The following is a 24,127-nucleotide window of genomic DNA, read 5'->3' as shown; positions in this document are numbered from 1 at the left end:
CCGGGCTGGAACTGCCCGAGTCCTGGCACACGGTGCTGGGCGCCGAGACGGAGAAGCCGTACTTCGCCGAGCTGGCGGCCTTCGTGGCGTCCGAGCGCGCGGAGCAGCAGGTCTTCCCGCCGAGCGGGCAGGAGTTCTCCGCGCTGGAGGCCACGCCGTACGACAAGGTCCGGGTGCTCGTCCTCGGCCAGGACCCGTACCACGACGACGGCCAGGCCCACGGCATGAGTTTCTCTGTGCTGCCCGGTACGAAGACGCCGCCGTCGCTGCGCAACATCTTCAAGGAGCTGGACGCCGACCTCGGCATCCCGGCGCCCGACAACGGCTACCTGATGCACTGGGCCGAGCAGGGCGTGCTGCTGCTCAACGCGGTGCTCACGGTCCGTGCGCACGAGGCCAACTCGCACAAGGCCAAGGGCTGGGAGAAGTTCACCGACGCGGTGATCAAGGCGGTGAGCGCGCGCGAGGAGCCGGTGGTCTTCGTGCTCTGGGGCAACTACGCCAAGAAGAAGCTGCCGCTGATCGACACCGAGAAGCACGTGGTGGTCCAGGGCGCCCACCCGTCGCCGCTCTCCGCCAAGCTGTTCTTCGGCAGCCGGCCGTTCTCCCAGATCAACACGGCGCTGGAGGGCTTCGGCGTCGACCCGATCGACTGGCGGGTGCCGGACCTCAAGCAGGGCTGATCCGCCGGCGGCCGCCGGGGCGCCCGGCCGTCCGCCCGGAAGGCCCTCCGGGGCATCTGACGTGCAGTCCACTCGGCGTCGGCCGCCCGCTGTTCACCGGCTGGTGAACAGCGGGCGGCACCCGGTATGCGAAGCTGGGGACCGACCGGTCGCCCGACCGGGTCTGGGAGGGGCGGTACGTGCGCCGAGCAGGGCGAAGAGTGGGTTTCCGGCTGGCCGCGGGGGCGGCGATGCTGGGGCTGGTGACGGGCGTCGCGGGGTGCGCCGGAGGCAGCGCCGGGGCGGTCAAGGGGCCTTCCGGCGGCGGGAGTTCGAACAGCACCGCGTCGACGGGCGCCTCGGCGGTCCCCGCACCGCCCGGCGGTGCACCCGCCGGGGGAGCGGGCGTGCTGCCGCAGCTTCCCGGTCAGGCCTTCTACGTCTCCGACCAGACCTCCGCCGCCCGTCAACTGTCCGCCCTGCGCGGCCAGGGCCGCACGGCCGAGGCCGACACCCTGCTCCGGATCGCCGCCCAGCCCTCCTCGCAGTGGCTCGGCGACCAGGCGGCCCGGGGCATCGCCGAACAGGTGAGCCGGCGGGCCGCGGCAGCGGACCGCACGCCGGTCTTCGTCGCCTACAACATCCCGCACCGGGACTGCGGCCTGTACTCGGCGGGCGGTGCGCCCGACGCCGCCGCGTACCGGTCCTGGATCACCGGCCTGGCCGAGGCGCTGGGTGACCGCCGGGCCTGGGTGGTCCTGGAGCCGGACGCGGTGGCGCACACCCTGGACACCTGCGGGGTCAAGGGCGACGCGGCGGCCGAGCGGTACGGCCTGCTCGCCTTCGCCGTCCAGGAGTTGAAGAAGCGCCCGCAGGTGCGGGTCTACCTGGACGCGGGAAATCCCGGTTGGGTGCAGGACCCCTCCGCGCTGGCCGAGGCGCTGCGCAAGTCCGGTGTCGCCTCGGCGGACGGTTTCGCGGTGAACGTCTCCAACTTCTCGACCACGGACCGGAACGCCACGTACGGTGCCCAGCTCTCCGCCCTGCTGGACGGCAAGCACTTCGTCATCGACACCAGTCGCAACGGCAACGGCCCGCTGAGCGGCGAGGCGTGGTGCAACCCGCCCGGCCGCGCGCTCGGGGCGCCGCCCACCGCCGACACCGGGCGGCCGGGCGTCGACGCCTACCTCTGGATCAAGAACCCCGGCGAGTCCGACGGCGAGTGCGGGCGCGGCGAGCCCCGGGCGGGCGAGTTCTGGCTGCCGTACGCACTCGGGCTGGCCCAGGCCGCCGGCTAGCCCGGGCCCGGCCCGGCTCTGCCCCACACCGGCCCGGCCCTGTCCGGGCCGGCTCCGCTCGGCGCTGCCCGGGCCGGACCGGGTGTCTGTCCCCGGTCCCGCCCGCTCGCCCGTCCGCCCGTCCGCCCGTCCGTCGGAAGAAGGGGGGCGCCGCAGCGGGACGTCAGCCGGCCGTGCCGAGGAAGGACTCCCAGCCGCCGGCCGGCGCCTGGCCGACACCGAGGGTGCGGAGCTTGCGGAGGGTGGACTGGTCCTGCGCCTCCAACCACTCGACCAGCTGCTTGAAGGAGACCAGCCGGACCTCGGGCCTGCCCGCCACGGCCTTGATCGTCTGCTCCACGGCGTCCATGTAGATCCCGCCGTTCCACTGCTCGAAGTGGTTGCCGATGAAGAACGGCGCGCGGTTGCCGTTGTAGGCGCGGTCGAACCCCGCGACGTAGGAGTCGCGGGCCTGCGCGCGCCACTCGTCGTACTTCGCCGGGTCGCCCTTGGTGCTGCCGGCCGACTGGTTGGCCAGGATGTTGTAGTCCATGGAGAGCACCTGGAACGAGTGCCCGGGGAACGGGATGCTCTGCAGCGGGAAGTCCCAGACCTTGCCGTCCTGCACCTTCTGCGGCCAGATCTGCTGGCCGCCGGGGGAGCTGGCGTCGTACTTCCACCCCAGCTTGGCGGCGGTCGGCAGCAGGGCCTTCTGCCCCTCCAAGCACGGGGTGCGGCCGCCGATGAGCTCCTTGCGGTAGTCGAAGGGGAGCGGGTCGACGTCGGTGAAGCCGGTGTTGGTCCGCCACTGGGTCACGAAGCCGACGGCCTGGGATATCTCGCTCTCCCAGTCCTCGGGGGTCCACTTGTTGACGCCGTTGCCGTCCGAGCGGCTCGCGCAGAAGTGGCCGTTGAAGTGGGTGCCTATCTCGTGACCGGCCAGCCAGGCCTGGCTGATGATCTTGATCGTGTTCTTCACCCCGGCGTCCGAGAGGTACGGGATGTCGGAGGCGCCGACCGAGTGCTTCGGCGGCTGGTACTGGTTCGCCTTGCCCTTCGGCAGGGTGTAGATGCCGGAGAGGAAGAAGGTCATCGAGGCCTTGTGCTCCTCGGCGAGCTTGAGGAAGCGGGGGAACTGGCCGTCCTCGGTCGCGCCGGCGCCGTCCCAGGAGAGGACCACGAACTGCGGCGGGCGCTCGCCGGGCTTGAGCTTCTCCGCCTTCGGCTGGTTCGGCTGCGGGCCGGTGTCGGAGGTGGAGCCGTCCCCGATCGGGGTGCCCTTGGGGCCGTTCGTGGTGGGGGCGCCGCTCGTCGGTCCGTTGCTTCCGCTGCTCCCGGTGGGGGCCGGGGCGGAGCCCGATGTCGGGCCGGACGTCGAGCCCGAGCCCGACCCGCTGCCGGAACAGGCGGTCACCGCACCGAGGGCCGCGGTGGCGGCGCCGGCTGCGAGCACGGTCCTGCGAGAGATGATGCTCATGGTCTCCCCTGGTGCCCCGGGCCGGGGGTCGCGGCCGTGGCCGTGGCCGCTCCGGCCAAATCGGACAATTGATCGATTTTCGTCTTCAGCATGGCATACGGACGCGGGGGCACCCAAGGTGCCGGGGTCCGTCGACACTGAACACGCATGGCACAGGTGTGCGGGATGCGCGCAGGTGTCGTCTGTTGCCGTCCTGTGACGATTCGCCCGTTTCGACGGATTGGTCGCGTCGATGCCCGATGCCCGATGCGTGGCACTCGATGCCCGGTACTCGATGCCCGGTACTCGGGGCTCGGTGCCGGTGCCCGGCGGTGGTCGCGGCGTCGCGGTGCCGGGGCGTCAGCCGAGGGAGAGGCGGCGGTTGCGCCGCACGACCCGTGCGATGGCCGTGCTGATCGCGGTGGCCGCCGTGCAGGAGACCGCGAGGCTCAGCCAGGCGGTGTCGAACCAGTGGCTGTTGAGCCAGCCCAGGGTCACGATGTAGGTCGCCCAGATCATCGCGGCCAGCGCCGACCACCGGAGGAACCGGTGAGGGTGCGCGGGAGAGTGGCCGATGGCCAGGTCGAGCACGGTCCGCCCGGCCGGTACGAACCGGGCGATCACCACCATCGCGGCGGCGGCCCGGGTGGTCCGCCCGTCCAGTGCCTGCTGGACCCGTTCCACGCTGGCGGCCAGCTGCGGCCGGTGTTCGAGGCGCCGCCGGACCATGGGTGCCCCGCTCCGGGCGACCCGGAGCAGCAGGAGGTCGCCGAGGAAGGAGGCCATCGCCACCCCGAGCCCGAGCATCAGCGGCGCGCCGTCTATCTGTGCCGTCTTGAGCACGGCCAGGATGACGAGTGTCCCGCTGGGGATGAAGGGGAGGAACGCGTCGCCGAGGACGGCGCAGAGCGCCAGGGCGCAGATCCACGAGGATCCGACCAGCGTCGCGATGTCCATATCCGAAATCTCCCTCCAGACCGCCCGGGGGAGCAGGTGGCTGCAGAGGACAACGCTAGCGCCTCGACTTTTCATGCCATGAAGCACCCCGGCGTGCTGCGGGTCACAGGGCCCACCATGGCGCGAGCCCCCGGAGCGGGGTGCCGCTCCGGGGGCTCGCGGGGATCGATCGGCGCTGGTCCAGCCCGACGATCTTGCTGGTGAGTGCGGATCCGGTTGGGTGATCCGCTCCTGGCCCATAGCCTGCCGGACGCCGACCGCCGACCGCGAGCCCTGGGGCTGGCGACTTCCCGCGCTGGCGTGAAGTCGCCACGGGTGTTCGGCTGCTGGCGGAGCGTCAGCCGCGCGCCCGCCGGTCCGGCGCGGGTCCCCGGATGCGGCGCAGGCGGGGCCGGGACCGGGCGGGGAACAGCGGACCCCGCCGCGTGGTTGACCATCCTCGGCACCGGCGACGGCACTGACCGCCGAGACCGGTGAGCGACACCGGTGGACACCACCGGCGCACGGCAGCGACCACGGCCAGGAGGACGGACGGCATGACCACCGAGGACCGGCACGAGAACCAGCGGGACCACCGGACGGACCCACGCGTCGACGAGGTGGTCCGCGGTACGGCCCGGGGCACGGCGCCGGCGCCGCTGTCGATCCTCGACCTGGCCACCGTCGGCGTCGGCTACACGCCCGCGCAGGCCCTGTCCGCGACCACCACCCTGGCCCGCAGCGCCGAGGAGTGGGGCTACCACCGCTTCTGGGTGGCCGAGCACCACGGCATGCCCGGTGTCGCCAGCTCCACGCCCGCGGTCCTGCTGGCCCACCTCGGCGCCCACACCAGCACCCTGCGGCTCGGCTCGGGCGGGGTCATGCTGCCCAACCACGCCCCGCTGGCGATCGCCGAGCAGTTCGGCCTGCTGGAGGCCCTGCACCCCGGGCGGATCGACCTCGGCCTCGGGCGCGCCCCCGGCACCGACCCCGCCACCGCCCGCGCGCTGCGCCGCGGCCTGGCGGAGGGCGCCGACGACTTCCCCCGGCAGCTCGCCGAGCTGACCCACTTCCTGGACGGCACCTTCCCGCCCGACCACGCGTACGCGCGGCTGACCGCCGTGCCCAAGGGGGAGGGACGGCCGCCGGTCTGGCTGCTCGGTTCCTCGGGCTTCAGCGCCCAGCTGGCCGGCAGCCTCGGCCTGCCGTTCGCGTTCGCGCACCACTTCAGCAGCGTGAACACCGTCCCGGCCCTCGACCTCTACCGCGCCGCGTTCCGCCCCTCGGCGGTCCTCGACGAGCCGTACGCGCTGATCGGGGTGAGCGCGGTCGCGGCGGACGACGAGGCCACCGCCCGCCGGCTCGCCCGGTCCGCGGCGCTCGGCATGCTCCGGCTGCGCCGGGGCAACCCGGGCCCGATCCCCACGCCCGAGGAGGCGGAGTCCTACCCGTACAGCCCGGTGGAGGCGGACTTCATCGACGAATGGCTGGGCAACGTCGTCCTGGGTTCGCCGGGCGAGGTGGCCGACGGCCTGGAGGCGCTCCGCAAGCGGACCGGGGTGGACGAGCTGATGGTCACCTCGCACATCCACGGCCACGAGGCGCGGTACCGCTCCTACGGGCTGATCGCCGAGGCGTACGGCCTGACCGGGGCGAAGTCCGCCGACGCCTGAGAACCCCCTCGGGGGCGGCCGCCGGCAGGACGGCCGTCCTCGGGCCTCCTACTCGACGGGGCCGACGGCGCCGCCCGGGCCGACCGCGCTGCCCGGGCCGACCGGTCCTCCCTGGGCGTCGCGACCGTCGCGGCCGTCACGGAGTATCGCCGCGACGAGTTCCGCGTCGCCGGGGCGGGCGAAGTACCACCCCTGGGCGGTGTCGCAGCCGGTCAGCCGGAGCCGTTCGGCCTGGGCCGCGCTCTCGATGCCCTCGGCGGTGACGGTCAGGCCGAGGGTGTGGGCCAGCTGCACCATCGCGCCGACGATCTGCTCGTCGGCGTCGCTCCGGCGCGCGTCCCGGCCGGCGAGCCCGGTGCGGGTGCCCGTCGGGGCCGGGTCGCGGAACCCCTCGATGAAGGTGCCGTCCAGCTTCAGTACATGCACCGGCAGGCGGGAGAGGTAGGCCAGGTTCGAGTAGCCGGTCCCGAAGTCGTCGATCGCGATCCGGACGCCCATGTCGGCGAGTGCCTGGAGCGCCTGCAGCGGGCGTCCGCCGGGGCCGAGCAGCGCGCTCTCGGTGATCTCCAGCTGCAGCAGCCGGGCCGGCAGGCCGGTGCTCTCGAGCGCCTGGGCGACGTCGGCGACCACGTCGGAGTCCCAGATCTGGCGGGCGGCCAGGTTCACGCTCACGAAGGTCTCGGTCTCGGGGAACTCGGTGAGCCAGCGCCGGGCCTGGCGGCAGGACTCCTCCAGGACCCACTTGCCGAGCGGCACGATGGCGCCGGACTCCTCGGCGAGCGGGATGAAACGGTCCGGCGAGAGCGTCCCGTAGCGGGGGTGGCGCCAGCGCACCAGCGCCTCGGCCCCGTGCACCGTGCCGTCGGCCAGGCCGACCAGTGGCTGGTACTCGATGGTGAACTCGCCGCGCTCCAGCGCCGGGCGCAGTGCGGTGGAGAGCAGTTGGCGGGTCAGCTGGTGGGCGCCCCGGTCGGGGTCGTAGAGGGTCCAGCGGGCCCGGCCGTCGGCCTTGGACCAGTAGAGCGTGGAGTCGGCGTCCTTGACCAGGTCGGTGGGGGTGGTCTCGTGGACGGACCGTTCGACGACGCCGACGCTGGCGGTCACCGCCAGCCGGTGACCGGCCACGTCGAAGGGGCGTTCCAGGGCTTCGAGGATCCGGGCGGCCAGGTCGGTCAGCTGGTGGCTGCCCTTGCTGTCGGTCACCAGGACGGCGAACTCGTCGCCGCCCATCCGGGCCACCAGCTGGGTCTCGCGTGCGGAGAAGCCGCGCCGCAGGCGGGTCGCGACGGCGATCAGCAGCTGGTCGCCGATGTGGTGGCCGAGGGTCTCGTTGATCGCGGCGAATCCGTCGAGGTCCAGGTAGCAGACGCCGACCCGGCGTTCGTCCGTCGTCGCCGAGCCGGCCGCCGGGCCCGCCGGGCCCACCCAGGCCGTCCCCGTCCCGGTGACGGTCCGGGCCGGTGACCCGGCGGTCGACCCCGTGGCCGACCCGGCCGGGCGGGCGGTCGTCCGGTCGGGGGTGAGGCAGGCGGCGTCGAGGCGCTCGAAGAAGAAGGTCCGGTTGGGCAGCCGGGTCAGCGGGTCGTGCAGGGCCTGGTACTCCAGGCGGTCGCCGAGCCTCCGCTGTTCGGTGATGTCCTCGACCAGGGCGAGCGTGTAGAGGGGGCTGCCCGCGCCGTCCCGGATGAGGGAGATGGTCACCTTGCTCCAGACCGTGCGTCCCTCACGGTGCTTGAGCTGCTTCTCCACCCGGAGCCGGTCGCGCTCGCCGTGGACGAGGGCGGGGAACAGGCGGTGCGGCATGCCCTCGGGGTCGAGGATCTCGTGGATGTGGGTCCGGGCCAGCTCGCCGACCGTGCGGCCGGTCAGGGCGGCGAAGGCGGGGTTGACCTCGATGATCCGGTCCTCGGGGTCGATCAGTGCCATGCCGATGCCGGCGTCGCAGAAGGCGGCCCGGAAGCGGGACTCGCTCGCCCGGAGCGCGGCCGAGAGCCGTTCCGCCTCCAGGGGTGACGCTTCGGCGGCCCCGTCCTCGGCCGGCCGGTGGGCCCCGTCGCCGAGCGGTGCCGAACAGGTCGGGCAGCGGTGGGGGCCGCCGTCGGCGGCGGGGGCGCGGGGGTCGGTCAGAACGGCGTGGGCGGCCCCGTTGGGGGCTTCGCCCTCGAGTGCGGTGCCGTTGAGCGCGACGCCGTTGGCCGGGCGGACGCCGGGTGGCGGGGGGAGAGGGTGTCGGTGCCGTGGCTCCTCGTGCCGCACGCCCGGGTAGTGTGCGTCGGCCCCCTCGTTCTGGCCCGGCACGGCATGCTCCCGTCCGCTGCTGCAGCTTGACGCTTGACGCTGGTCCGGCCGGTCACCCGACTGGCGGCGGCCGACTCCGCACTCTTCCGGGGCCCTCGGGGCCGGGGTCCGGTGCGGAACGCTCGGGGTGGAGCGGCCGTGCGGAAGCCCGCGTGAGGAACCGTGAGGAACAGGGCGCTGCGGCCGATCATAGGACGCGTCGGCAACGCGCGGTGACCGCCGCCAGGGTGATTCGTCGGCTTTGGGGGCAAGTGCGGCGATACATGCGGACGCCCCCGGTACACATCACATGACGTGTACCGGGGGCGTGTGCTCCGGTAGTGCGCTCTCGGGCGCCGGTCGAGCGCGGTGCGTGCGCCCGCCGGGCCCGAGGACCGCAGGTCGGAGCGTCAGCCCGCCAGCGTGGCGGTGAGGGTGATGGTGGTGCCGGTCAGGGCCTGGCTCACCGGGCAGTTCGCCTTGGCGTCCTCGGCGGCCTTCGCGAAGCCGTCCGCGTCCAGGCCGGGAACCTCGCCGACGACGGTGAGGTGGATCCCGGTGATGCCGGTACCCGGCTGGAAGGTGACGTCGGCCTGGGTGTCGAGCTTGGTCGGCGGGTTGCCCGCGCCGGCCAGGCCGTGCGAGAGGGCCATCGAGAAGCACGCGGAGTGCGCGGCCGCGATGAGCTCCTCCGGGCTGGTCTTGCCGTTCGCCGCCTCGGCCCGGGCCGGCCAGGACACCGGGTACTCGCCGATGCCGGACGACGCGAAGGTCACCTGGCCCTTGCCGTCGAGCAGGTTGCCTTCCCACGCGGTGCGGGCGGTGCGGGTGGTTGCCACGATCGGTACCTCCAGTAATGAGGAACTGCTGAGTCGTCACGTCCGGTCATGCCGCGCTTAGCCTACGTGCAGGTCGGGGGCCTGCCACAAGTAGCGCATCGGGCACGTGCGTCCGAAAACGCCTCGGCCGTCCGGGTGACGGTGCCGGTGAGGGGGCGTGCCCCGCCAGCTCGGAGCCCCGCCGGGGGATCACTCCGTGTGCCGTCCATATCGTGGACGGATAGGCCAAATGGTGCGGGCCCGTGCGGGGTGCCCTGTTAGATTGACCCGGGCCCGAGCCCGGCCGGTGCACGACCGGTGCACGACCGGGTGCCCATTGCGAGAGAGCCGCGGAGCCGCCCCGATGACGGACCACCCCACGACCCCCGACGCCGGACTGCACGAGGGGATCGACGACACCGTGCGGGCCGAGCTGACCAGCCTGCGCGAGAGCATCGACAACATCGACGCCGCGGTGGTCCACATGCTGGCCGAGCGCTTCAAGGCGACCCAGCGGGTCGGGCGGCTCAAGGCCGAGCACAAGCTCCCGCCGGCCGACCCGGCGCGCGAGCGCACCCAGATCAAGCGCCTGCGCGAGCTGGCCGCCGGTGCGCACCTGGACCCGGTGTTCGCCGAGAAGTTCCTCACCTTCATCATCGCCGAGGTCATCCGCCACCACGAGGCCATCGCCAGTGATGCCGTGACCGGCGGGAACGATTCCGTCTGACCCCGGGCCCGGCCCGACCCGCGGGCCGGGCGGGGGATTCCGGGAGAGCACCCGGAGGTCCGTTCCCGGGAGGACGGGTGCCCCGGCCCCCTCCGGCGGTGTCGGGCGGGGGTAAACGCCCGATTTCGCCAGGCTCCCCGGGTGGCGTAGCGTGCAGGTTCCCCCGCAGCCGGAGAGTGGAGCAGCGACGATGGCGGTGAACCTGCCCGGTACGCACGGCGACGCCGGGGCCGCTCCCTCCGGGGCCGTCGGTTCCGGCGGCGGTGCGTACGGCGCCCCCGGTACTCCCGGGGCCGGCGGTGGTCCCGGTGCGCCGGGGTACCCCGGCAGGCCGGAAACTTCCGAGACCCCCGCCGTGCCGTCCGGCGGCCGGGCCGAGGCCCGGCGGGCCCGGCGCGCTGCCGAGGGACGCCGGACTCCGAAGCCCCGCCGGCAGCGTCCGTGGTGGATCGAGATCCCCGCGATGGCGGCGGTCGGCCTGGTGGTCGCGCTGCTGATCAAGACCTGCCTGTTCCAGGTGTTCACCATCCCCTCCGGGTCGATGGAGAACACGCTGCGGATCGGCGACCGGGTCGGGGTGAACAAGCTGGCCCCGCTGACCGGCTGGGAGCCCGAGGCCGGTCAGCCGGTGGTGTTCAAGGACCCGGGGGACTGGCTGCCTCCGCAGCCGACCGGCGGGAACCCGGTCGCCAACGCGCTGGGCTCCGCGCTCGGCTTCGTCGGGCTGATTCCGCCCAAGGACGACAACTACCTGGTCAAGCGGGTCATCGCAACGGGCGGGCAGACCGTCCAGTGTGCGGGTACCACGCTGACCGTCAACGGCACGAAGGTGGACGAGCCCTACCTCCACCCCGGGGACGACTCCTGCGCGGGGCTGGACTTCGGCCCGGTGACGGTGCCCCAGGGCTACGTCTGGGTCGAGGGCGACCACCGCAGTGACTCGGCGGACTCGCGCTACCACCAGCGCGGCCCCGGTGGCGGGGCCGTGCCGGTGGACAACGTGGTCGGCCCGGTGTCGGCCGTCGTGTGGCCGCTCAATCACCTCGACTGGTTCGGCTGGGTCGGTCGCTGACCCCGGCCCGGTCGGCCGTCGCGTCGGCCTCGGCCGCCGCCCCGGCCAGCCGCTCGCCGAGTGCCGTCGCTCCCGCCGGCACCGCGTCCGGACCTCGCGTCACCCGGTCCGTTCCCGGCGGAGCGTTCTCCCGCCCCACCGAGGCCGCAGCCCCAGTCCCGGCCCCAGCCGCAGTCCCAGCCTGAGCCGCAGTCGTAGTCCCAGCCCGAGCCGCAGTCGTGGCCGTCTCCGGCGCGGTACCGGGCTTGCTCGCCTGGGCGGCGAAGGCGCCGGCCAGCACCAGCAGACCGCCGGTCACCTGCGGCAGCCCGAGGTGCTCGCCGAGCAGGACCCAGGCCAGCACGGTGGCGACGACCGCCTCCAGGTTGGCCACCACCCCGGCGATCGGGGGCGACAGGTGCCGCACGGCGATCACGCCGGTCAGGTACGCGAGCACGGTCGCGATCAGGACCATCCACGCGGCCGGGAGCAGCGCGGGAACGGTGCGCCCGTTCATCACCACGTCCCCGCCGAGCAGGCTCCAGTCGGCCTCCCAGGGGCGGGTGAGGGCGGTGAGCACGATCGCGCCGATCAGCAGTCCGTACGCGCTGACCGCGATCGGGTCGACCGGCCGGTCGCCCCGGCTGCCGGCGTCGGCCAGCACGAAGTAGCCCACCTGGCAGCAGGCCGCCCCGAGGGCGAACAGGACGCCGAGCGCGTCGAAGCTCAGGCCGTTCCAGATCTCGACCACGCAGGCCAGACCGGCGACGGCCACCCCGGCGCCGACCGCCGCGCCCCGGCTGATCGGGCGTCGCTGGACGAACCGCACGTAGCCGATGAGCAGCGGCGGACCGAGGTACTCGATCAGCAGCGCCACGCCGACCGGGATCCGGGAGATCGCGGCGAAGTAGCAGGCCTGGACGCCGGCCACGGCGAGCAGGCCGAAGCCGATGAGCAGGCCGGGCCGCCGCAGGACGGCGGCGCGGTGGCGGTAGGCGAGCGGCAGGAGGACGACGGCGGCGCCGGTGACCCGGAGCCAGACCACGTGCAGCGGTGAGAGCCCGGCGGCGATCAGCGGCTTGGCGGCGGTGCCGGAGCCGCCGAAGGCGATGGCGGAGACGAGCGCGAGGGTGAGACCGAGGGTCCGGGCGGAGGAACCGCCGAGCAGGTGTTTTGAGCTGTGCACCGACGAATTGTGACAGTCGTACCGGCACTTCGGTAAGGGGTCATTCCGCTATTCGGTCCTGCCGGGGGCCGTGTGCGGCGACGGGCCCACCGCTCCGTGCGGTGGACCCGGCTGTTCCGGGCCGGCGCTACTGTGCCGCGCCGGCGCCCGCCAGGGCGTTCGCGCCCGCGTCCGCCCCGGAGCCGGTGGCGCCGCCGGTGTTCGCACCGCCCGCACCGCCCGTACCACCGCTGCCGCCGGATCCCGACCCGCCGGTGCCGCCGGTGGGCTGCGGGCTGGGCGTCGGTGCGGTGGTCGGACCCGTCGTCGGGGCGGTGGTCGGCGCCGGCGTCCTGGTCGGCCGGCCGGTCGGCGAGGACGTCGCCGGCTGGCTGGGAGCCGTGGTCGCGCCGCCGGATCCGGCACCGCCGGTGCCGCCGCCCGTGGGCTGCGGTGCGGTGGTCGGACCGCCGGTGGGCGCGGTGCCCGGCGTCGTGGCCGAGCCGTCCGAGGCCCCCGACCCGCCGCCGCCGGTGGTCGCCGGCGAGGACGGTGCGCCGGACGGCGTGGCCGACCCGTCCGGCCCGCCCGAGGGCGAGGCGGAGGAGCTCGGGGAGTTCGCGGAACCGCTGCGCGAGGAGGAGTCCTCGGCGCCCGACGGGGCGGGGAAGTCGGCGACCGGCTGCCCCTTCAGCGCGCTCTTCATGTAGGTGGTCCAGATCTGCGCCGGGTACTGGCCGCCCGCCGCGCCCTCGATCCCGCCGGTGCCGCTCAGGCTGACCTGCGCGCCGGTGGCCGGGTCCTGCCCGAACAGCGCCACCGAGGTGACCAGCTCCGGGGTGTAGCCGATGAACCAGACCGACTTCTGGTCGTCGGTGGTGCCGGTCTTGCCCGCGGCGGGGCGGCCGAGCGCCTTGGCGCGCCAGCCGGTGCCGCCCTGGTCGCTCACCACGCCCTCCAGCATCGAGGTGACCTCGCGCGCGGTCTGCTCGCTGACCGCCTGCGTGGTCTTGTGGGCCGGCAGCGGGAGCGCCTCGCCCTCGTGGTCGACCGACTGCACCAGCCAGGGGGTGATCTGCCGGCCGTCGTTGTCCAGCGTGGCGTACACCCCGGCCAGGTCGAGCACGCTCGGGGTGGCGGTGCCGAGCGGGATGGACGCCACCGGGTCGAGCCCGGGGGTGGTGCCGGGCAGGCCGAGCGCGATCGCGGTGTCCCGGACCTTCGACAGCCCGGTGTCCTGGGCGAGCTGGGCGAACGCCGAGTTCACCGACCAGTCGGTGGCCTGCTGGAGGGTGATCTGGCCGTAGCTCTTGTCGCCCTCGTTCGGCGGCGCGTACGGGGTGCCCTTCCCGCCGCGGACCTTGCGGCCACTGGTGCCGTCGTAGACGGTGCGCGGGGTGACGGTCTGGCCGGACTGGGTCCTGGCGTCGTTCTCCAGCGCCGCGGCCAGGCCGATGGCCTTGAAGGTGGAGCCCGCCTGGTAGTCCCGCCGGGTCGCGTTGTCGATGTAGTGCCTGGTGTAGTCGACGCCGCCGTACAGGGCGACCACGGCACCGGACTTCGGGTCGACCGAGACGGCGCCGGGCTGGACGTTGGCGTCCTTCTTCCGCTTGTCCGGGTCGAGGGTGTCGTGCAGCTGGACCTGGACCGCGTCCTGGAGGGCCTGCTGGCGCGCCGGGTCGACGGTCAGCTTGATGGTGTAGCCGCCCTTGGCCAGCTCGGACTCGGTGATGATCTGGTTGGTGGTGAGGTACTCGGTCGCGGCGTTGACCAGGTAGCCGGCCTGACCGGAGAGGCCGAGCTGCGACTGCGGGTTCCTGACCTCGGGGAAGGCGGTGGCGGCGCGCTCCTCGGCGGAGAGCCAGCCCTCCTTCACCATGCCGTCCAGCACGTAGTTCCAGCGGTTCACGGCGTTCTGCCTGCCCGCCGGGGTGGCGGTGGCGACGTCGTAGGCGCTCGGGGCGTTCAGCAGGGCGGCCAGGTAGGCGCCCTGGGCGGCGTCGAGCGCGGCGGCGTCGACGCCGAAGTACTGCTGGGCGGCGGCCTGGATGCCGTACGCGCCGCGCCCGTAGTACGAGGTGTTGAGGTAGCTGGAGAGGATCTCGTCCTTGCTCTCGGTGGCGTCCACCTTGATGGCGATGAAGAGTTCCTTCACCTTGCGGGTGATCGACTGCTTCTGGCTCAGGTACGTGTTCTTCACGTACTGCTGGGTGATGGTGGAGCCGCCCTGGGTGCCCTCGCCCTGGGCGGTCTTGACGGCGGCGCGGACCAGGCCGGGTATGTTGACGGCGCCCTCGTGGTAGAAGTTCCGGTCCTCGGCGGCCAGGGTGGCGTGCTGCGCGGCGGGGGAGACCTTGTCGAGGGCGACGTTCTGCCGGTTGGTCTGGCCGGTCCGGGCGATCACCGAGCCGTCCTGGTAGAGCCAGGTGTTGCTCTGCGCGGTCGCGGCGGCGTGCGCGTCCGGCACCTTCACCAGGGTGATGCCGAGGGCGAACAGGCCGACGCCGAGCACCAGGGCCGCGGCGAAGCCGGTCAGCGTCATCCGCCAGGTGGGCACCAGCCGGCGCCAGCCGGTGCGCCGGGGGCGGCGGGACTTCCTGCCGCCCCGCCCGGTACCCGGCCCGGTGTTCTGTTTCGCGGTGCGCTGGATGCCGCTCTGGGCGTCTCGGGACAAAGCGGCGGCCTTTCCTGCGGGCGGGCGTCCGGGCGGGGCAGGCCGTGCGGGCCTGCTCGGACGGGATCGTCGGCGATAGGGGACCTTTGTCCCTTTTCCGGTGTACAGCCCAAAACGCGTCCAACGGGCCGGTTGGATCCACTGGGAGGACAAGCGAGACCGACATCACACACAAATCGGACGTCGATGGGCAGCAAAAAGCCGGAGAGCCCCTCGCGATGGCGAGAGGCTCCCCGATGTCGGTGCGCCGCCAGGGACTCGAACCCCGGACCCGCTGATTAAGAGTCAGCTGCTCTAACCAACTGAGCTAGCGGCGCCTGCTGACGTGGAAAACAATACACGGTCCCGGCGAGTGCCTCGAACCGCTTGCGGCGGCACCCGCTCCGGCCTGCCCGTTTCCGCCCGGTTGGGGTGGAGTTTGCCGCCGGTTAGGGTGGAATCGTGCCCAGCTCCCACCCCGGCCGCCGGAAGACTCGGCTCACCGCCGCGCTGCTGCTCAGTGCGGTGGCCTGCACCGCCTGGGTCCTGGAGGTCGTGCTCAGCACCCGACACGACCCGGTCCGGGCCCGCGTCGGCGAGCTCGCCGCCGAGGACCTGCCGCTGGGCGGCCTCTCCCGGGCCGCCGGGGCGGCGGGCGCGGACCCGTCCCGGGAGAGCGGGCCGGGATGACCGGCCCCGGGCAGGGCGCCTCCCCGCACCGCCGGGCCGCCGGGGACACCGCGGCCTTCCTGCGCGTCGACGGCGTCCCCCTGCACGTCCGCGTCGAGGGCGACGGTCCGCTCTGCCTGCTCACCGGCGGGCTCGGCAGCAGCTGGTTCGACTGGGACCTGGTCGTCCCCTTCCTCACCCCGTACCGGACGGTGGTCCGCTTCGACCGCCCCGGCTACGGGCTGAGCGCGCCCGAGCCCGCGACCCGGGCGCTCCCGACGGCCGCACGTGAGGCCCACCGGATCCGTGCGGTGCTGGAGGCGCTGGGCCGGGAGGAGCCGTGCACCGTGGCCGGTCACTCGCTCGCCGGCTTCCACGTCGAGACCTTCGCCCGGCTGTACCCGGACCGGACCGCCGGGCTGGTGCTGCTGGACGGCAGCGCCGAGGCGGACCCGCGTCCGCGTCCGGCCCCGGAGCTGCGGGACCTGACGGCCCGCGCGGCTGCCGGGGCGGCCACCGCGGTCGCGGTGCCGTACCTGCTCGGGCCCACCGCGCGCCGGTGGGTGGCCCGCGCCTCGACGGTCCGCCGTGAGGACCTCGCCCCCGTGTCGCTGGTCCGGCACTGCTACCGGACCGGCCGCTCACTGCGCGCGCTGCTCCGGGAGAACACCCACTACCTGGACATGGCCGCCGAGCTCGCCGCACTGCGCCGCACCACGCCACTGCCGGACGGCCTGCCGGTCACCGTGCTCGCCGCCGACGACGGCCTCCGCAGCCGCCGGACCGAGGAGTGGCTGGCCGTCCAGCGCGAGCTGGCCGCGCTGCTCGGCGCCGAGTTCCGGACCACCGCCCCGGCCGGGCACCTGCTGATGTTCGACCGTCCGGACGCCGTGGCCTCGGCGATCCTGGAGACCCGCTGACCCCGCCCGAGGCGTCCGGACGGCGCCGGCCTCAGCCGCCGCTGGCGTTGTCCGCGTCGACGAGGCGGCGCACGGCCCGGGCCACCGGCAGTTCCTTGACGAGCCGCCGTGCGGCCTTGCGGACCTCGGTGTTCTCCGGGCCGGGGAAGATCCGCCGGTCCAGTCGGGCCGCCCCGATCAGCCCCGCCAGTTGCAGGTCGGGCCCGTCCGGTCCGCAGGCCCCGACGGGGGAGGCGCCCGTGAGCGCCCGGTAGAAGGCCGCGGCCGGGACGGGCATCCGGCCGTGGACCGGATCGGTGCAGAGCAGCACCAGTTCCTCGGGCATCGGGCGCCGGCCGTGCGGTCCGGAGTCGGGCGGAGCCATGGCGACAGCACCTCCGGTGGGGCCGTGCGAGCGCGCGTCGCGCGCGGTGGGGGCAGCGCCCCCAAGCTATCCGGCACGACGCTGCGGGCGTGCCGGAACCGGGAACGAAGGTGCCCGGACGGGCCGGGCAGGGGTGTGCGGGGAACGCCGAAGGGCCCCTCGCTCTCGCGAGGGGCCCTTCGGCTGTCGGTGCGCCGCCAGGGACTCGAACCCCGGACCCGCTGATTAAGAGTCAGCTGCTCTAACCAACTGAGCTAGCGGCGCCTGCTGACCTGGAAGACATTACACGCAGTCGGCCCGATCCGCCGAATCGCCACCGGCCGGACACGCACCGTGGCGACCGGCACAACCGCCGGAGGCGCTACCCCTCCGGGAAGTGGCACGCCGCCCGGTGGTCGGTGTCCGGCGCGGGCCCGGTCGGCAGCGGGGCCTCGGTCTCGCAGCGGGTGCGCGCGGCCGGGCCGCCGAGCCGCGCGTAGACGGGGCAGCGGGTGCGGAACGCGCAGCCGGTGCGCCGGGCGGTGGGGGAGGGCGGGTCGCCGGCGAGCAGGATGCGGGCCCGGGCCCGTTCGGCGGCCGGGTCCGGCAGCGGGACGGCGGACAGCAGTGCGCGGGTGTAGGGGTGGCGCGGACGGTCGAAGACGGCGGAGACCTCGCCCTCCTCGACCGTCCGTCCCAGGTACATGACGCTGACCCGGTCGGCGAGGTGGCGGATGACCGAGAGGTCGTGCGAGACGAAGAGGTAGGAGAGGCCCAGCTCCGCCTTGAGGGCCTGGAGCAGGTTGAGCACGCCGGCCTGGATGGAGACGTCGAGTGCGGAGACCGGTTCGTCGAGCACCAGCAGCTTCGGCCGGACGGCCAGCGCACGGGCGATCGAGATCCGCTGGCGCTGCCCGCCGGAGAACTGGTGCGGGTAGCGGACGGCGTGGGCCGGGTCGAGGCCCACCTGCCGGAGCAGCTCGGGGACCCTGCCGGCGATCTCGCCCCCGGAGGCCCGCTGGGCGCGCAGCGGTTCGGCCACGATGTCGCCGACCGGCATCCGGGGATCGAGGCTGGCCATCGGGTCCTGGAAGACGATCTGCAGCCGGGCCCGCATCCGGTGGGCCTCGGCGCGGGAGAGCCCTGCGGCGTCCCGGCCGAGCAGCTCGATCCGGCCGGACTCGGGGGCGGCGAGGCGCAGCAGTTCGAACAGGGTGGTGGACTTGCCGGAGCCGGACTCGCCGACCAGGCCGAGCGTCTCGCCCTCCCGGATCGACAGGTCGACGCCGTCCACCGCGTACACCGAGCCGATCCGGCGCTTGAACACGGTGCCCTTGAGGAGGGGGAAGGTCTTGGTGAGCCCGGTGACGTCGAGGACCGGGGTGCGCTCCTCCCTCGGGACGGGGCCCGCCGCGGGCGGGGGGAGGGCGGGTACCGGGTAGACCTCGGCGGGCGCGGGCCGCCGTTCGGCCAGCTCGCCCGCGCGGACGCAGGCGGCGAGATGCCCCTCGACCGGCGCCGGCCCGTCCGCCTCCCCGGCGGCCCCGTCGACGCCGGTCCCGTCCGCGGCCCCGGCCGTCCGGCCCGCCACCGCCGTGGCCGGTCCGCCCGTCCCCGCGAGCGGCGGCTCCGTGCTCCGGCAGCGGTCCTCGGCCAGCGGGCAGCGCGCCGCGAACGGGCACCCGGCCGGCAGCTCGGCCATCGGCGCGGGCACGCCGGGGATCGGCACCAGCGGCCCGCCGCGTCCGTCCAGCCGGGGCACCGCGCCGATCAGCCCGAGCGTGTACGGGTGCCGGGGGGCGGCGAACAGTTCGTCGACGCCGGTCGTCTCGACCACCCGGCCCGCGTACATGACCGCGACCCGGTCGGCCATCCCGGCGATCACGCCGAGGTCGTGGCTGACCAGGACGAGCGCGGCGCCGGTCTCGCGCCGGGCGGTGCGCAGCACGTCGAGGACCTGGGCCTGGATGGTGACGTCGAGGGCGGTGGTGGGTTCGTCGGCGAGCAGGACGTCGGGGTCGTTGGCGACGGCCATGGCGATCATGGCGCGCTGCCGCATGCCGCCGGAGAACTCGTGCGGGAAGCTGTCGAGGGCGCGGTCGGGTGCGGGGATGCCGACGAGGTCGAGGAGTTCGGCGGCCCGTTTGCGGGCGGCGGCCCGGTCGAGGGGCTGGTGGATGCGGAGCGCCTCGACGATCTGGTCGCCGATCCGGTAGACGGGGGTGAAGGCGGAGAGCGGGTCCTGGAAGACCATGGCGATCCGCCGGCCGCGGACGGCGGCGAGCTCGCGCCCGGGCAGGCCGACGAGTTCGCGCCCGTCCAGTCGGACCGAGCCCCGGACGCGGGCGGTGCCGGGCAGCAGGCCGAGCACGGCCAGGGCGGTGACCGACTTGCCGGAGCCGGACTCGCCGACGATGCCGAGGGTCTCGCCGCGCCGCAGGGTGAGGTCGACGCCGCGGACGGCGGGGACGGGGGCGCTGCCGCGCGGTCCGGTGAAGTCGACGTGGAGGTCCCGGACGGTCAGCAGCGGGTCGGCGGGTGGGGGTGCGGGCGCGCCGGGCGGCGGGGTCTCGACGGTGGTGGTCACGTGCGGGCCTTCTTCCTGCGGGCGGAGCGACGGGGGCGCCGGGCGGCCTCGGAGGTCGGGTCGAGGGCGTCGCGCAGTCCGTCCCCGATCAGGTTGACGGCGAGGACGAAGAGGACCAGCAGCCCGGCCGCGAAGTAGAACAGCCAGGGGAAGACGGGCGCCTCGCTGGTGCCGGCGGCGAGCAGGGTGCCGAGCGAGACGTCGGGCGCCTTGACGCCGAAGCCGAAGTAGGAGAGCGCCGTCTCGCTCATCACGGCGCCGCCGACGGCGATGGTGGCGTCGATGATGAGGAAGGAGGCGACGTTCGGGAGGATGTGCCGGGTGATGATCCGCAGCGGGTGGACGCCCATGAACCGGGCGGCGCGGACGAACTCCCGCTCGCGCAGGGAGACGGTCATCGAGCGGACCACCCGGGCGGTGATCATCCAGTTGAACAGGGCGAGCAGCAGGACGAAGGCGAGCCAGCCGGCGCCCCTGAGGCGCGGCGAGATGATCGTGACGACCAGGAACGCCGGGAAGACCAGCATCAGGTCGACCAGGAACATCAGGATCCGGTCCGTCCAGCCGCCGAAGTAGCCGGCGCAGGCGCCGACCAGGGAGGCCAGCACGGTCGAGAAGAGGGCGACCAGCAGGCCGATGACGAGTGACTTCTGCAGGCCGCGGACGGTCTGGGCGAAGACGTCCTGGCCGACCCCGTTGGTGCCGAACCAGTGGGTCGCGGACGGGGGTTGACGCAGCGCCGTGTAGTCGGGGGCGGCGTAGTCCCAGGGGGTGAGGAGCTGGCCGCCGAAGGCGAGGGCGAACAGCAGCACGACGACGACGGCGCCGGCCACCGCCCAGCGGGCGGCGAGCAGGCGGGCGAGGACGAGCCGGCCCCGGCCGGTCACCCCGGGAGCGGCTGCGGTGGTGGCGCCGGCGGCCGGGGCGGGCTCCACGGGCCCGGCGGGCTCGACGATCACAGTGGTCACGGGGCTCTCCTCCGGTCAGGTCCGCACGCGCGGGTCGAGGGCGGCGTGCAGGGTGTCGGCGAGGAAGCCGGAGGCGAGGACCACGACGGCGGCGAACAGGTTGACCGCGACGACCGCGTTGACGTCCTGCTGGTTGATGGACTGGATGAACCATTCGCCCATGCCGTGCCAGCCGAAGATGGTCTCGGTGAAGGCGGCGCCGGTGAAGATGCCGAGGAAGCTGTAGGCGAACATCGTCGACATCGGGATCACCGCGGTCCGCAGTCCGTGCCTGAGCAGGGCGCGGCCGCGGGTGAGGCCCTTGGCCTCGGCGGTGCGCAGGTAGTCGGAGCCGAGCACGTCGAGCATCGTGCCGCGCTGGTAGCGGCTGTAGGTGGCGAGGCCGCCGAGCGCCAGCGAGAGGGTGGGCAGCAGCAGGTGCAGCGCCCAGTCGGCGAGGTGGGTGCCGAGCCCGCCGGTGAGCCCGGGGGTCTCGTAGCCGGTGAACGGCACGACCTCGTGGCCGACGGCCTCCTTGGCGGCGATGGCGCCGTTCTTCAGGAAGAGGGCGACCAGGAAGACCGGGGTGGAGAGCAGGACGAAGGAGACGAGGGTGAGCAGCCGGTCGGAGATCCGGTACTGGCGGACCGCGCTCCAGGCCCCGGCGGCGACGCCGAGCACCATGCCGAGCAGGCTGCCGATCAGCAGCAGCCGCAGCGAGACCCAGACCCGGCGGCGGAAGTCGTCGATCACCGGGGTGTCGTGGATGGTGCGGCCGAGGTCGCCGTGGAGCACCAGGTCGCCGGCCCACCGGCCGAACCGCTCGACGACCGGGGTGTGGTCGTTCAGGTTCAGGTCGGTGAGCTGCCGCTCGACCGAGGCGGCGGCGGGGCGCGGCACCTTGGCCTCGAAGTAGGTGCGCGGCTGGAGGGCGGCGGCGGAGAGCGCGTACGCCAGGAAGACGGCGGCGGCGAGCAGGACCGCGTAGTAGGCCAGCCGCTTCGTCAGGTAGCGGAGCATCAACGGCTGCCCGGGGTGGGGGCGGGGCCGACGCGTCGGGTGGGCATCGGGTGGGTGGCCTTCGGTCGGTGGGCCCGGTAGCGGCCCGGTGAGGGGGTGGGTGGGGGAGGTCGGGGCGCGGGATCCCGGGGGTGGTCGGGAAACCGCAGGTCAGAGTGTTGCACCGGCGGGCGGCCGGGGTGTTGCGGCGGTGTTGCGCCGTGTTTCGGTTGGGTCAGGTGTGAACCAGGCCCCCTGGTACTGGTTCTGATCGACTGTTACCTTCGCTCCGCCGGCACCGACTTGGCTGCCCACGCTCAAGCCTCGCCACACCTCGCGACGCTCAACTCTCACCACTCGCCGGACATCACGGGGGGAACCCTCATGGACGCTCTCGCCACGCCCGCACGCCGCCGACTCGGCCGTGCCGCCGTGCTCGCCCTCGCCGTCACCCTCGCCGCCGCGGCGTGCACCTCGGGCGGCGGCGGCTCCGCCGACACCGCGGTCAGGAGCGGGGCGCCGGCCCAGGGCGCCATCGACATCAACGCCAAGGCGGCGGACCTGGTCCGCGACGGCGGTGAGGTCCGGTTCCCGCTCTACCAGTGGATCACCCAGTGGAACCCGTTCCAGGTGGACGGCCGGTACGGTGACGCGGTCGAGATCATGCGGGCCCTGGAGCCGAACCTCTTCACGACCGACGAGGCCGGCGCGTTCAAGCCCTCCCCCGACTACCTGGTGGACGCCAAGGTCACCTCGACCTCCCCGCAGGTGGTCACCTACAAGCTCAACCCGAAGGCCAAGTGGTCCGACGGCAAGCCGCTGAGCTACCTGGACTTCAAGGCCGACTGGGAGGCCAGCAACGGCAAGAAGGACGGCTACAACATCGCCGACTCCTCCGGCTACGAGCTGATCTCCGCGGTCGAGCAGGGGGCCGACCCGGCCGAGGTCAAGGTGACCTTCGCGGACACGTACGCGGACTGGCAGAACCTCTTCCGCCCGCTGATCCCGGCCGCCGGGATCGCCACCGCGGACGACTTCAACAAGGGCTGGGTCGAGAAGATCCCGATCACGGCCGGCGCGCTGAAGATCGGGACGGCGGACAAGACCGCGCAGACCATCACGCTGGTCCCGGACCCGGCCTGGTGGGGCGCCAAGCCCAAGGCGGAGAAGATCACCTTCCGGGTGATGTCGCAGTCGGCGACCACCCAGTCCTTCCTCAACAACGAGATCGACTCCGCGACGGCGGGTACCGCCACCGCGTACGGGCAGCTCAAGGACGCCAAGGACACGGTGATCCGGTCGGCCAGCCCGTGGGACGAGGTGCACATCTCCTTCGGCGGCGGCGGTCCGCTGGAGGACCTGAAGGTCCGCCAGGCGCTCGGCAAGGCGCTGGACCGCAACTCGCTGATCAAGATCGCCAACAACGGCGTCCCGGTCGAGTTCAAGCCGCTCGGCAACCACATCTTCATGCCCAACCAGACCGGCTACCAGGACAACTCGGGCGAGTGGGCCAGGTTCGACGTGCCCGCGGCGAAGAAGCTGCTCGACGAGGCGGGGTGGAAGGAGTCCGGCAGCGGCCAGCCGCGCACCAGGGACGGCAAGCCGCTGACCCTGCACTGGGTGGTCAACGAGGCCACCACGCAGGCCCAGCTCGACCTCGCCACCGCCGCCCAGGCGATGTGGCTGGCGGCGGGCGTCAAGGTGGAGCTGGACAAGGTCCCGTCGAACGACTTCTTCACCAAGTACGTCAACCCGGGCAAGTTCGACATCGCCAGCTGGCGCAACACCGACTCGTTCCCGCTCTCCACCAGCCTGCTGAACTTCCGGCTGCCGCAGGGGGACAACGTCTTCGGGAACTACTCCAAGCTCGGCACCGAGGAGATCGACGGGCTGCTGAAGAAGGCGGCCGGCACCATCGACCCGGTGGAGGCCGCGAAGTTCTACAACCAGGCGGACGCCAAGATCTGGGAGCTCGGCCACACCGTCGAGCTGTACCAGCGGCCGACCGTGCTGGCGACCCGCAAGGGCCTCGCCAACTACGGTGCCTTCGGCCTGGCGAGCCTGGACTACGCCAAGGTCGGCTGGGAGAAGTAGCCGCCGGGGCCGGTGCGACCGTACGGCGGGCGCGGACGAGTGCGCGGGCGCCGAGACGGGCGCCGAGACGGGTGCGGAGGCGACGTGCGATGCGGAGGTCGTGAGCCGCACGGCAGGCGCTAACGAGCAGCGCGGTGATCACGAGGCCGGTGGTGGGGACACGGGAGGAACGGCTCTGCCGCCCCCGCTGTCCTGCCACCGGCCTTGACCTTCCGCGATGCCCGCAGGCCGCCCGTGTCGTGGGTCCGCCCGGACCCGCCCGCTTCCAACCGGGGAAGAATCTAGCGGGGTGTTCGGGGCCGCCGTGCCGTACGGCGCTGGCGCGCCCGGAAACCCGCCGTGCTGTCACCCGGTTCGCGCACCGCAGCGTCAACTCTGGCTGACGACACGGCACATCGGACCGTCCGGTGCCGTCCCGGGCCCTGCGCGCCGGGCGCCAGGGCGGGACGCCGGCCGTACGGCGGTGTCGCCGACCGCCGTACGGCGCCGCGCCGGTGCGTGCGTGCCGACCGGGCCGCTGCCAGGATGCGACGGGTACCTGCCAGCCCGCCCGTCCGGAGCCCGGAGACCGCCGATGACCAGCGATTCCGCCGCATCACCCCACCCGCACCACACCGACCCGCGCGCGGTGCGCCGGATGGTCCCGCGCAGCCGGGACGAGCCGCACCGGGTGGCCACCCCGCTGGAGCTCTTCTTCGACCTCTGCTTCGTGGTCGCGGTCGGCCAGGCGGGTCGGGAGCTCGCCCACGACCTCGCCGCCGGCCACTGGGGCGACGGCCGTGCGACACGAAGTTGCACGAATTTGAGTGGGCTGACCGAATGGAGAGGCGGCTGATGGTGGGGCCGTAGGTGCAGTCACGGGTCCGTGTCCGT

General features: G+C 73.6%; 18 protein-coding genes, 2 tRNA genes and 1 pseudogene. 9 read left to right on the top strand and 12 right to left on the bottom strand.

The features are described from left to right. Positions 1 to 5: 5 nt before the first annotated feature. Complete coding sequence (locus tag ACFWIC_RS11295; protein WP_329883756.1) at positions 6 to 683, top strand: uracil-DNA glycosylase; 678 nt, start codon at positions 6 to 8, stop codon at positions 681 to 683. A 386-nt stretch (positions 684 to 1,069) separates the two neighbouring features. Beyond that, entirely contained in the window at positions 1,070 to 1,960 is an 891-nt protein-coding gene (locus ACFWIC_RS11290; RefSeq protein ID WP_329883676.1) for a glycoside hydrolase family 6 protein, read from the top strand. 163 nt (positions 1,961 to 2,123) lie between these two features. Here ACFWIC_RS11290 and ACFWIC_RS11285 read toward each other — a convergent pair whose 3' ends face one another. Both ACFWIC_RS11285 and ACFWIC_RS11280 read right to left on the bottom strand, forming a co-directional pair. Further along, entirely contained in the window at positions 2,124 to 3,416 is a 1,293-nt protein-coding gene (locus tag ACFWIC_RS11285; protein ID WP_329951025.1) for a hypothetical protein, read from the bottom strand. 339 nt (positions 3,417 to 3,755) lie between these two features. After that, positions 3,756 to 4,352: a VTT domain-containing protein gene (locus ACFWIC_RS11280; protein ID WP_329883678.1), complete on the bottom strand. Its 597-nt coding sequence runs from the start codon at positions 4,350 to 4,352 to the stop codon at positions 3,756 to 3,758. Between the two features lie 536 nt (positions 4,353 to 4,888). Between ACFWIC_RS11280 and ACFWIC_RS11275 the strand changes: the two genes are divergently transcribed. Beyond that, positions 4,889 to 6,004 (top strand): LLM class flavin-dependent oxidoreductase, encoded by a 1,116-nt coding sequence (locus tag ACFWIC_RS11275; protein WP_355399236.1) that lies wholly within the window; start codon positions 4,889 to 4,891, stop codon positions 6,002 to 6,004. A gap of 48 nt (positions 6,005 to 6,052) precedes the next feature. Here the strand turns inward: ACFWIC_RS11275 and ACFWIC_RS11270 are convergent, their stop codons facing one another. Further along, the gene (locus ACFWIC_RS11270; protein ID WP_380517866.1) at positions 6,053 to 8,302 is read right to left on the bottom strand and encodes a putative bifunctional diguanylate cyclase/phosphodiesterase; all 2,250 of its coding nucleotides are present in this window, start codon (positions 8,300 to 8,302) and stop codon (positions 6,053 to 6,055) included. Positions 8,303 to 8,691: 389 nt separating this feature from the next. Then, positions 8,692 to 9,120: an OsmC family protein gene (locus ACFWIC_RS11265; protein WP_329883681.1), complete on the bottom strand. Its 429-nt coding sequence runs from the start codon at positions 9,118 to 9,120 to the stop codon at positions 8,692 to 8,694. Positions 9,121 to 9,463: 343 nt separating this feature from the next. Between ACFWIC_RS11265 and ACFWIC_RS11260 the strand changes: the two genes are divergently transcribed. After that, positions 9,464 to 9,826, top strand: a complete 363-nt coding sequence (locus ACFWIC_RS11260) for a chorismate mutase (RefSeq protein ID WP_329883682.1) — start codon at positions 9,464 to 9,466, stop codon at positions 9,824 to 9,826. A gap of 190 nt (positions 9,827 to 10,016) precedes the next feature. Continuing rightward, positions 10,017 to 10,898, top strand: coding sequence for a signal peptidase I (gene lepB / locus ACFWIC_RS11255; RefSeq protein ID WP_380517863.1), 882 nt, complete (start codon positions 10,017 to 10,019; stop codon positions 10,896 to 10,898). On the opposite strand, the gene ACFWIC_RS11250 is transcribed toward lepB, so the two are convergent. The 3 genes from ACFWIC_RS11250 to ACFWIC_RS11240 form a co-directional block, all read right to left on the bottom strand. Further along, positions 10,861 to 12,063, bottom strand: a complete 1,203-nt coding sequence (locus ACFWIC_RS11250) for a DMT family transporter (protein ID WP_380517860.1) — start codon at positions 12,061 to 12,063, stop codon at positions 10,861 to 10,863. The two genes, lepB and ACFWIC_RS11250, sit on opposite strands and share 38 nt — an antisense overlap. Before the next feature lie 127 nt (positions 12,064 to 12,190). Beyond that, a complete protein-coding gene (locus tag ACFWIC_RS11245) occupies positions 12,191 to 14,716 on the bottom strand; it encodes a transglycosylase domain-containing protein (protein ID WP_329951030.1) in 2,526 nt (841 codons plus the stop codon). A gap of 243 nt (positions 14,717 to 14,959) precedes the next feature. Further along, positions 14,960 to 15,033, bottom strand: a tRNA-Lys gene (locus ACFWIC_RS11240). Positions 15,034 to 15,157: 124 nt separating this feature from the next. Here ACFWIC_RS11240 and ACFWIC_RS11235 point away from each other — a divergent pair. Both ACFWIC_RS11235 and ACFWIC_RS11230 read left to right on the top strand, forming a co-directional pair. Continuing rightward, entirely contained in the window at positions 15,158 to 15,385 is a 228-nt protein-coding gene (locus tag ACFWIC_RS11235; RefSeq protein ID WP_380517857.1) for a hypothetical protein, read from the top strand. Continuing rightward, complete coding sequence (locus tag ACFWIC_RS11230; RefSeq protein ID WP_380357741.1) at positions 15,382 to 16,284, top strand: alpha/beta fold hydrolase; 903 nt, start codon at positions 15,382 to 15,384, stop codon at positions 16,282 to 16,284. The genes ACFWIC_RS11235 and ACFWIC_RS11230 overlap by 4 nt, the downstream gene beginning before the upstream one ends. Positions 16,285 to 16,315: 31 nt before the next feature. On the opposite strand, the gene ACFWIC_RS11225 is transcribed toward ACFWIC_RS11230, so the two are convergent. From ACFWIC_RS11225 to ACFWIC_RS11205, 5 genes are all read right to left on the bottom strand, one after another. After that, positions 16,316 to 16,648 carry a hypothetical protein gene (locus tag ACFWIC_RS11225; RefSeq protein WP_380517854.1) on the bottom strand — a complete coding sequence of 111 codons (333 nt, stop codon included), beginning with the start codon at positions 16,646 to 16,648 and terminating at the stop codon, positions 16,316 to 16,318. 190 nt (positions 16,649 to 16,838) lie between these two features. Further along, positions 16,839 to 16,912: transfer RNA gene (locus ACFWIC_RS11220), tRNA-Lys, on the bottom strand. Between the two features lie 97 nt (positions 16,913 to 17,009). Then, entirely contained in the window at positions 17,010 to 19,214 is a 2,205-nt protein-coding gene (locus ACFWIC_RS11215) for a dipeptide ABC transporter ATP-binding protein (protein WP_380517852.1), read from the bottom strand. Continuing rightward, on the bottom strand, positions 19,211 to 20,173 hold the full coding sequence (locus tag ACFWIC_RS11210; protein WP_380357788.1) for an ABC transporter permease: 963 nt from the start codon (positions 20,171 to 20,173) through the stop codon (positions 19,211 to 19,213). Before ACFWIC_RS11210 ends, ACFWIC_RS11215 begins: the two co-directional genes overlap by 4 nt. A 24-nt stretch (positions 20,174 to 20,197) precedes the next feature. Continuing rightward, a complete protein-coding gene (locus ACFWIC_RS11205; RefSeq protein WP_329883690.1) occupies positions 20,198 to 21,181 on the bottom strand; it encodes an ABC transporter permease in 984 nt (327 codons plus the stop codon). A 363-nt stretch (positions 21,182 to 21,544) separates the two neighbouring features. On the opposite strand from ACFWIC_RS11205, the gene ACFWIC_RS11200 reads away from it, so the two are divergent. Together ACFWIC_RS11200 and ACFWIC_RS11195 are read left to right on the top strand one after the other, a co-directional pair. Beyond that, positions 21,545 to 23,254: an ABC transporter family substrate-binding protein gene (locus ACFWIC_RS11200; protein ID WP_355399254.1), complete on the top strand. Its 1,710-nt coding sequence runs from the start codon at positions 21,545 to 21,547 to the stop codon at positions 23,252 to 23,254. 574 nt (positions 23,255 to 23,828) lie between these two features. Further along, positions 23,829 to 24,032, top strand: a pseudogene (locus ACFWIC_RS11195) (low temperature requirement protein A); the annotation flags it as partial. Positions 24,033 to 24,127: the final 95 nt, after the last annotated feature.

Origin of the sequence: Kitasatospora sp. NPDC127035 (assembly GCF_042726075.1) — a bacterium.
GTDB lineage: Bacteria > Actinomycetota > Actinomycetes > Streptomycetales > Streptomycetaceae > Kitasatospora.
This window is presented reverse-complemented; position numbering and strand designations above follow the sequence as displayed.

What these genes read in the sequence shown, in the direction of transcription:
- ACFWIC_RS11205 (WP_329883690.1), bottom strand. Translation starts at nt 21,181, where the DNA reads ATGCTCCGCTACCTGACGAAGCGGCTGGCCTACTACGCGGTCCTGCTC.
- ACFWIC_RS11275 (WP_355399236.1), top strand. Translation starts at nt 4,889, where the DNA reads ATGACCACCGAGGACCGGCACGAGAACCAGCGGGACCACCGGACGGAC.
- ACFWIC_RS11285 (WP_329951025.1), bottom strand. Translation starts at nt 3,416, where the DNA reads ATGAGCATCATCTCTCGCAGGACCGTGCTCGCAGCCGGCGCCGCCACC.
- lepB (WP_380517863.1), top strand. Translation starts at nt 10,017, where the DNA reads ATGGCGGTGAACCTGCCCGGTACGCACGGCGACGCCGGGGCCGCTCCC.
- ACFWIC_RS11260 (WP_329883682.1), top strand. Translation starts at nt 9,464, where the DNA reads ATGACGGACCACCCCACGACCCCCGACGCCGGACTGCACGAGGGGATC.
- ACFWIC_RS11225 (WP_380517854.1), bottom strand. Translation starts at nt 16,648, where the DNA reads ATGGCTCCGCCCGACTCCGGACCGCACGGCCGGCGCCCGATGCCCGAG.
- ACFWIC_RS11200 (WP_355399254.1), top strand. Translation starts at nt 21,545, where the DNA reads ATGGACGCTCTCGCCACGCCCGCACGCCGCCGACTCGGCCGTGCCGCC.
- ACFWIC_RS11230 (WP_380357741.1), top strand. Translation starts at nt 15,382, where the DNA reads ATGACCGGCCCCGGGCAGGGCGCCTCCCCGCACCGCCGGGCCGCCGGG.
- ACFWIC_RS11280 (WP_329883678.1), bottom strand. Translation starts at nt 4,352, where the DNA reads ATGGACATCGCGACGCTGGTCGGATCCTCGTGGATCTGCGCCCTGGCG.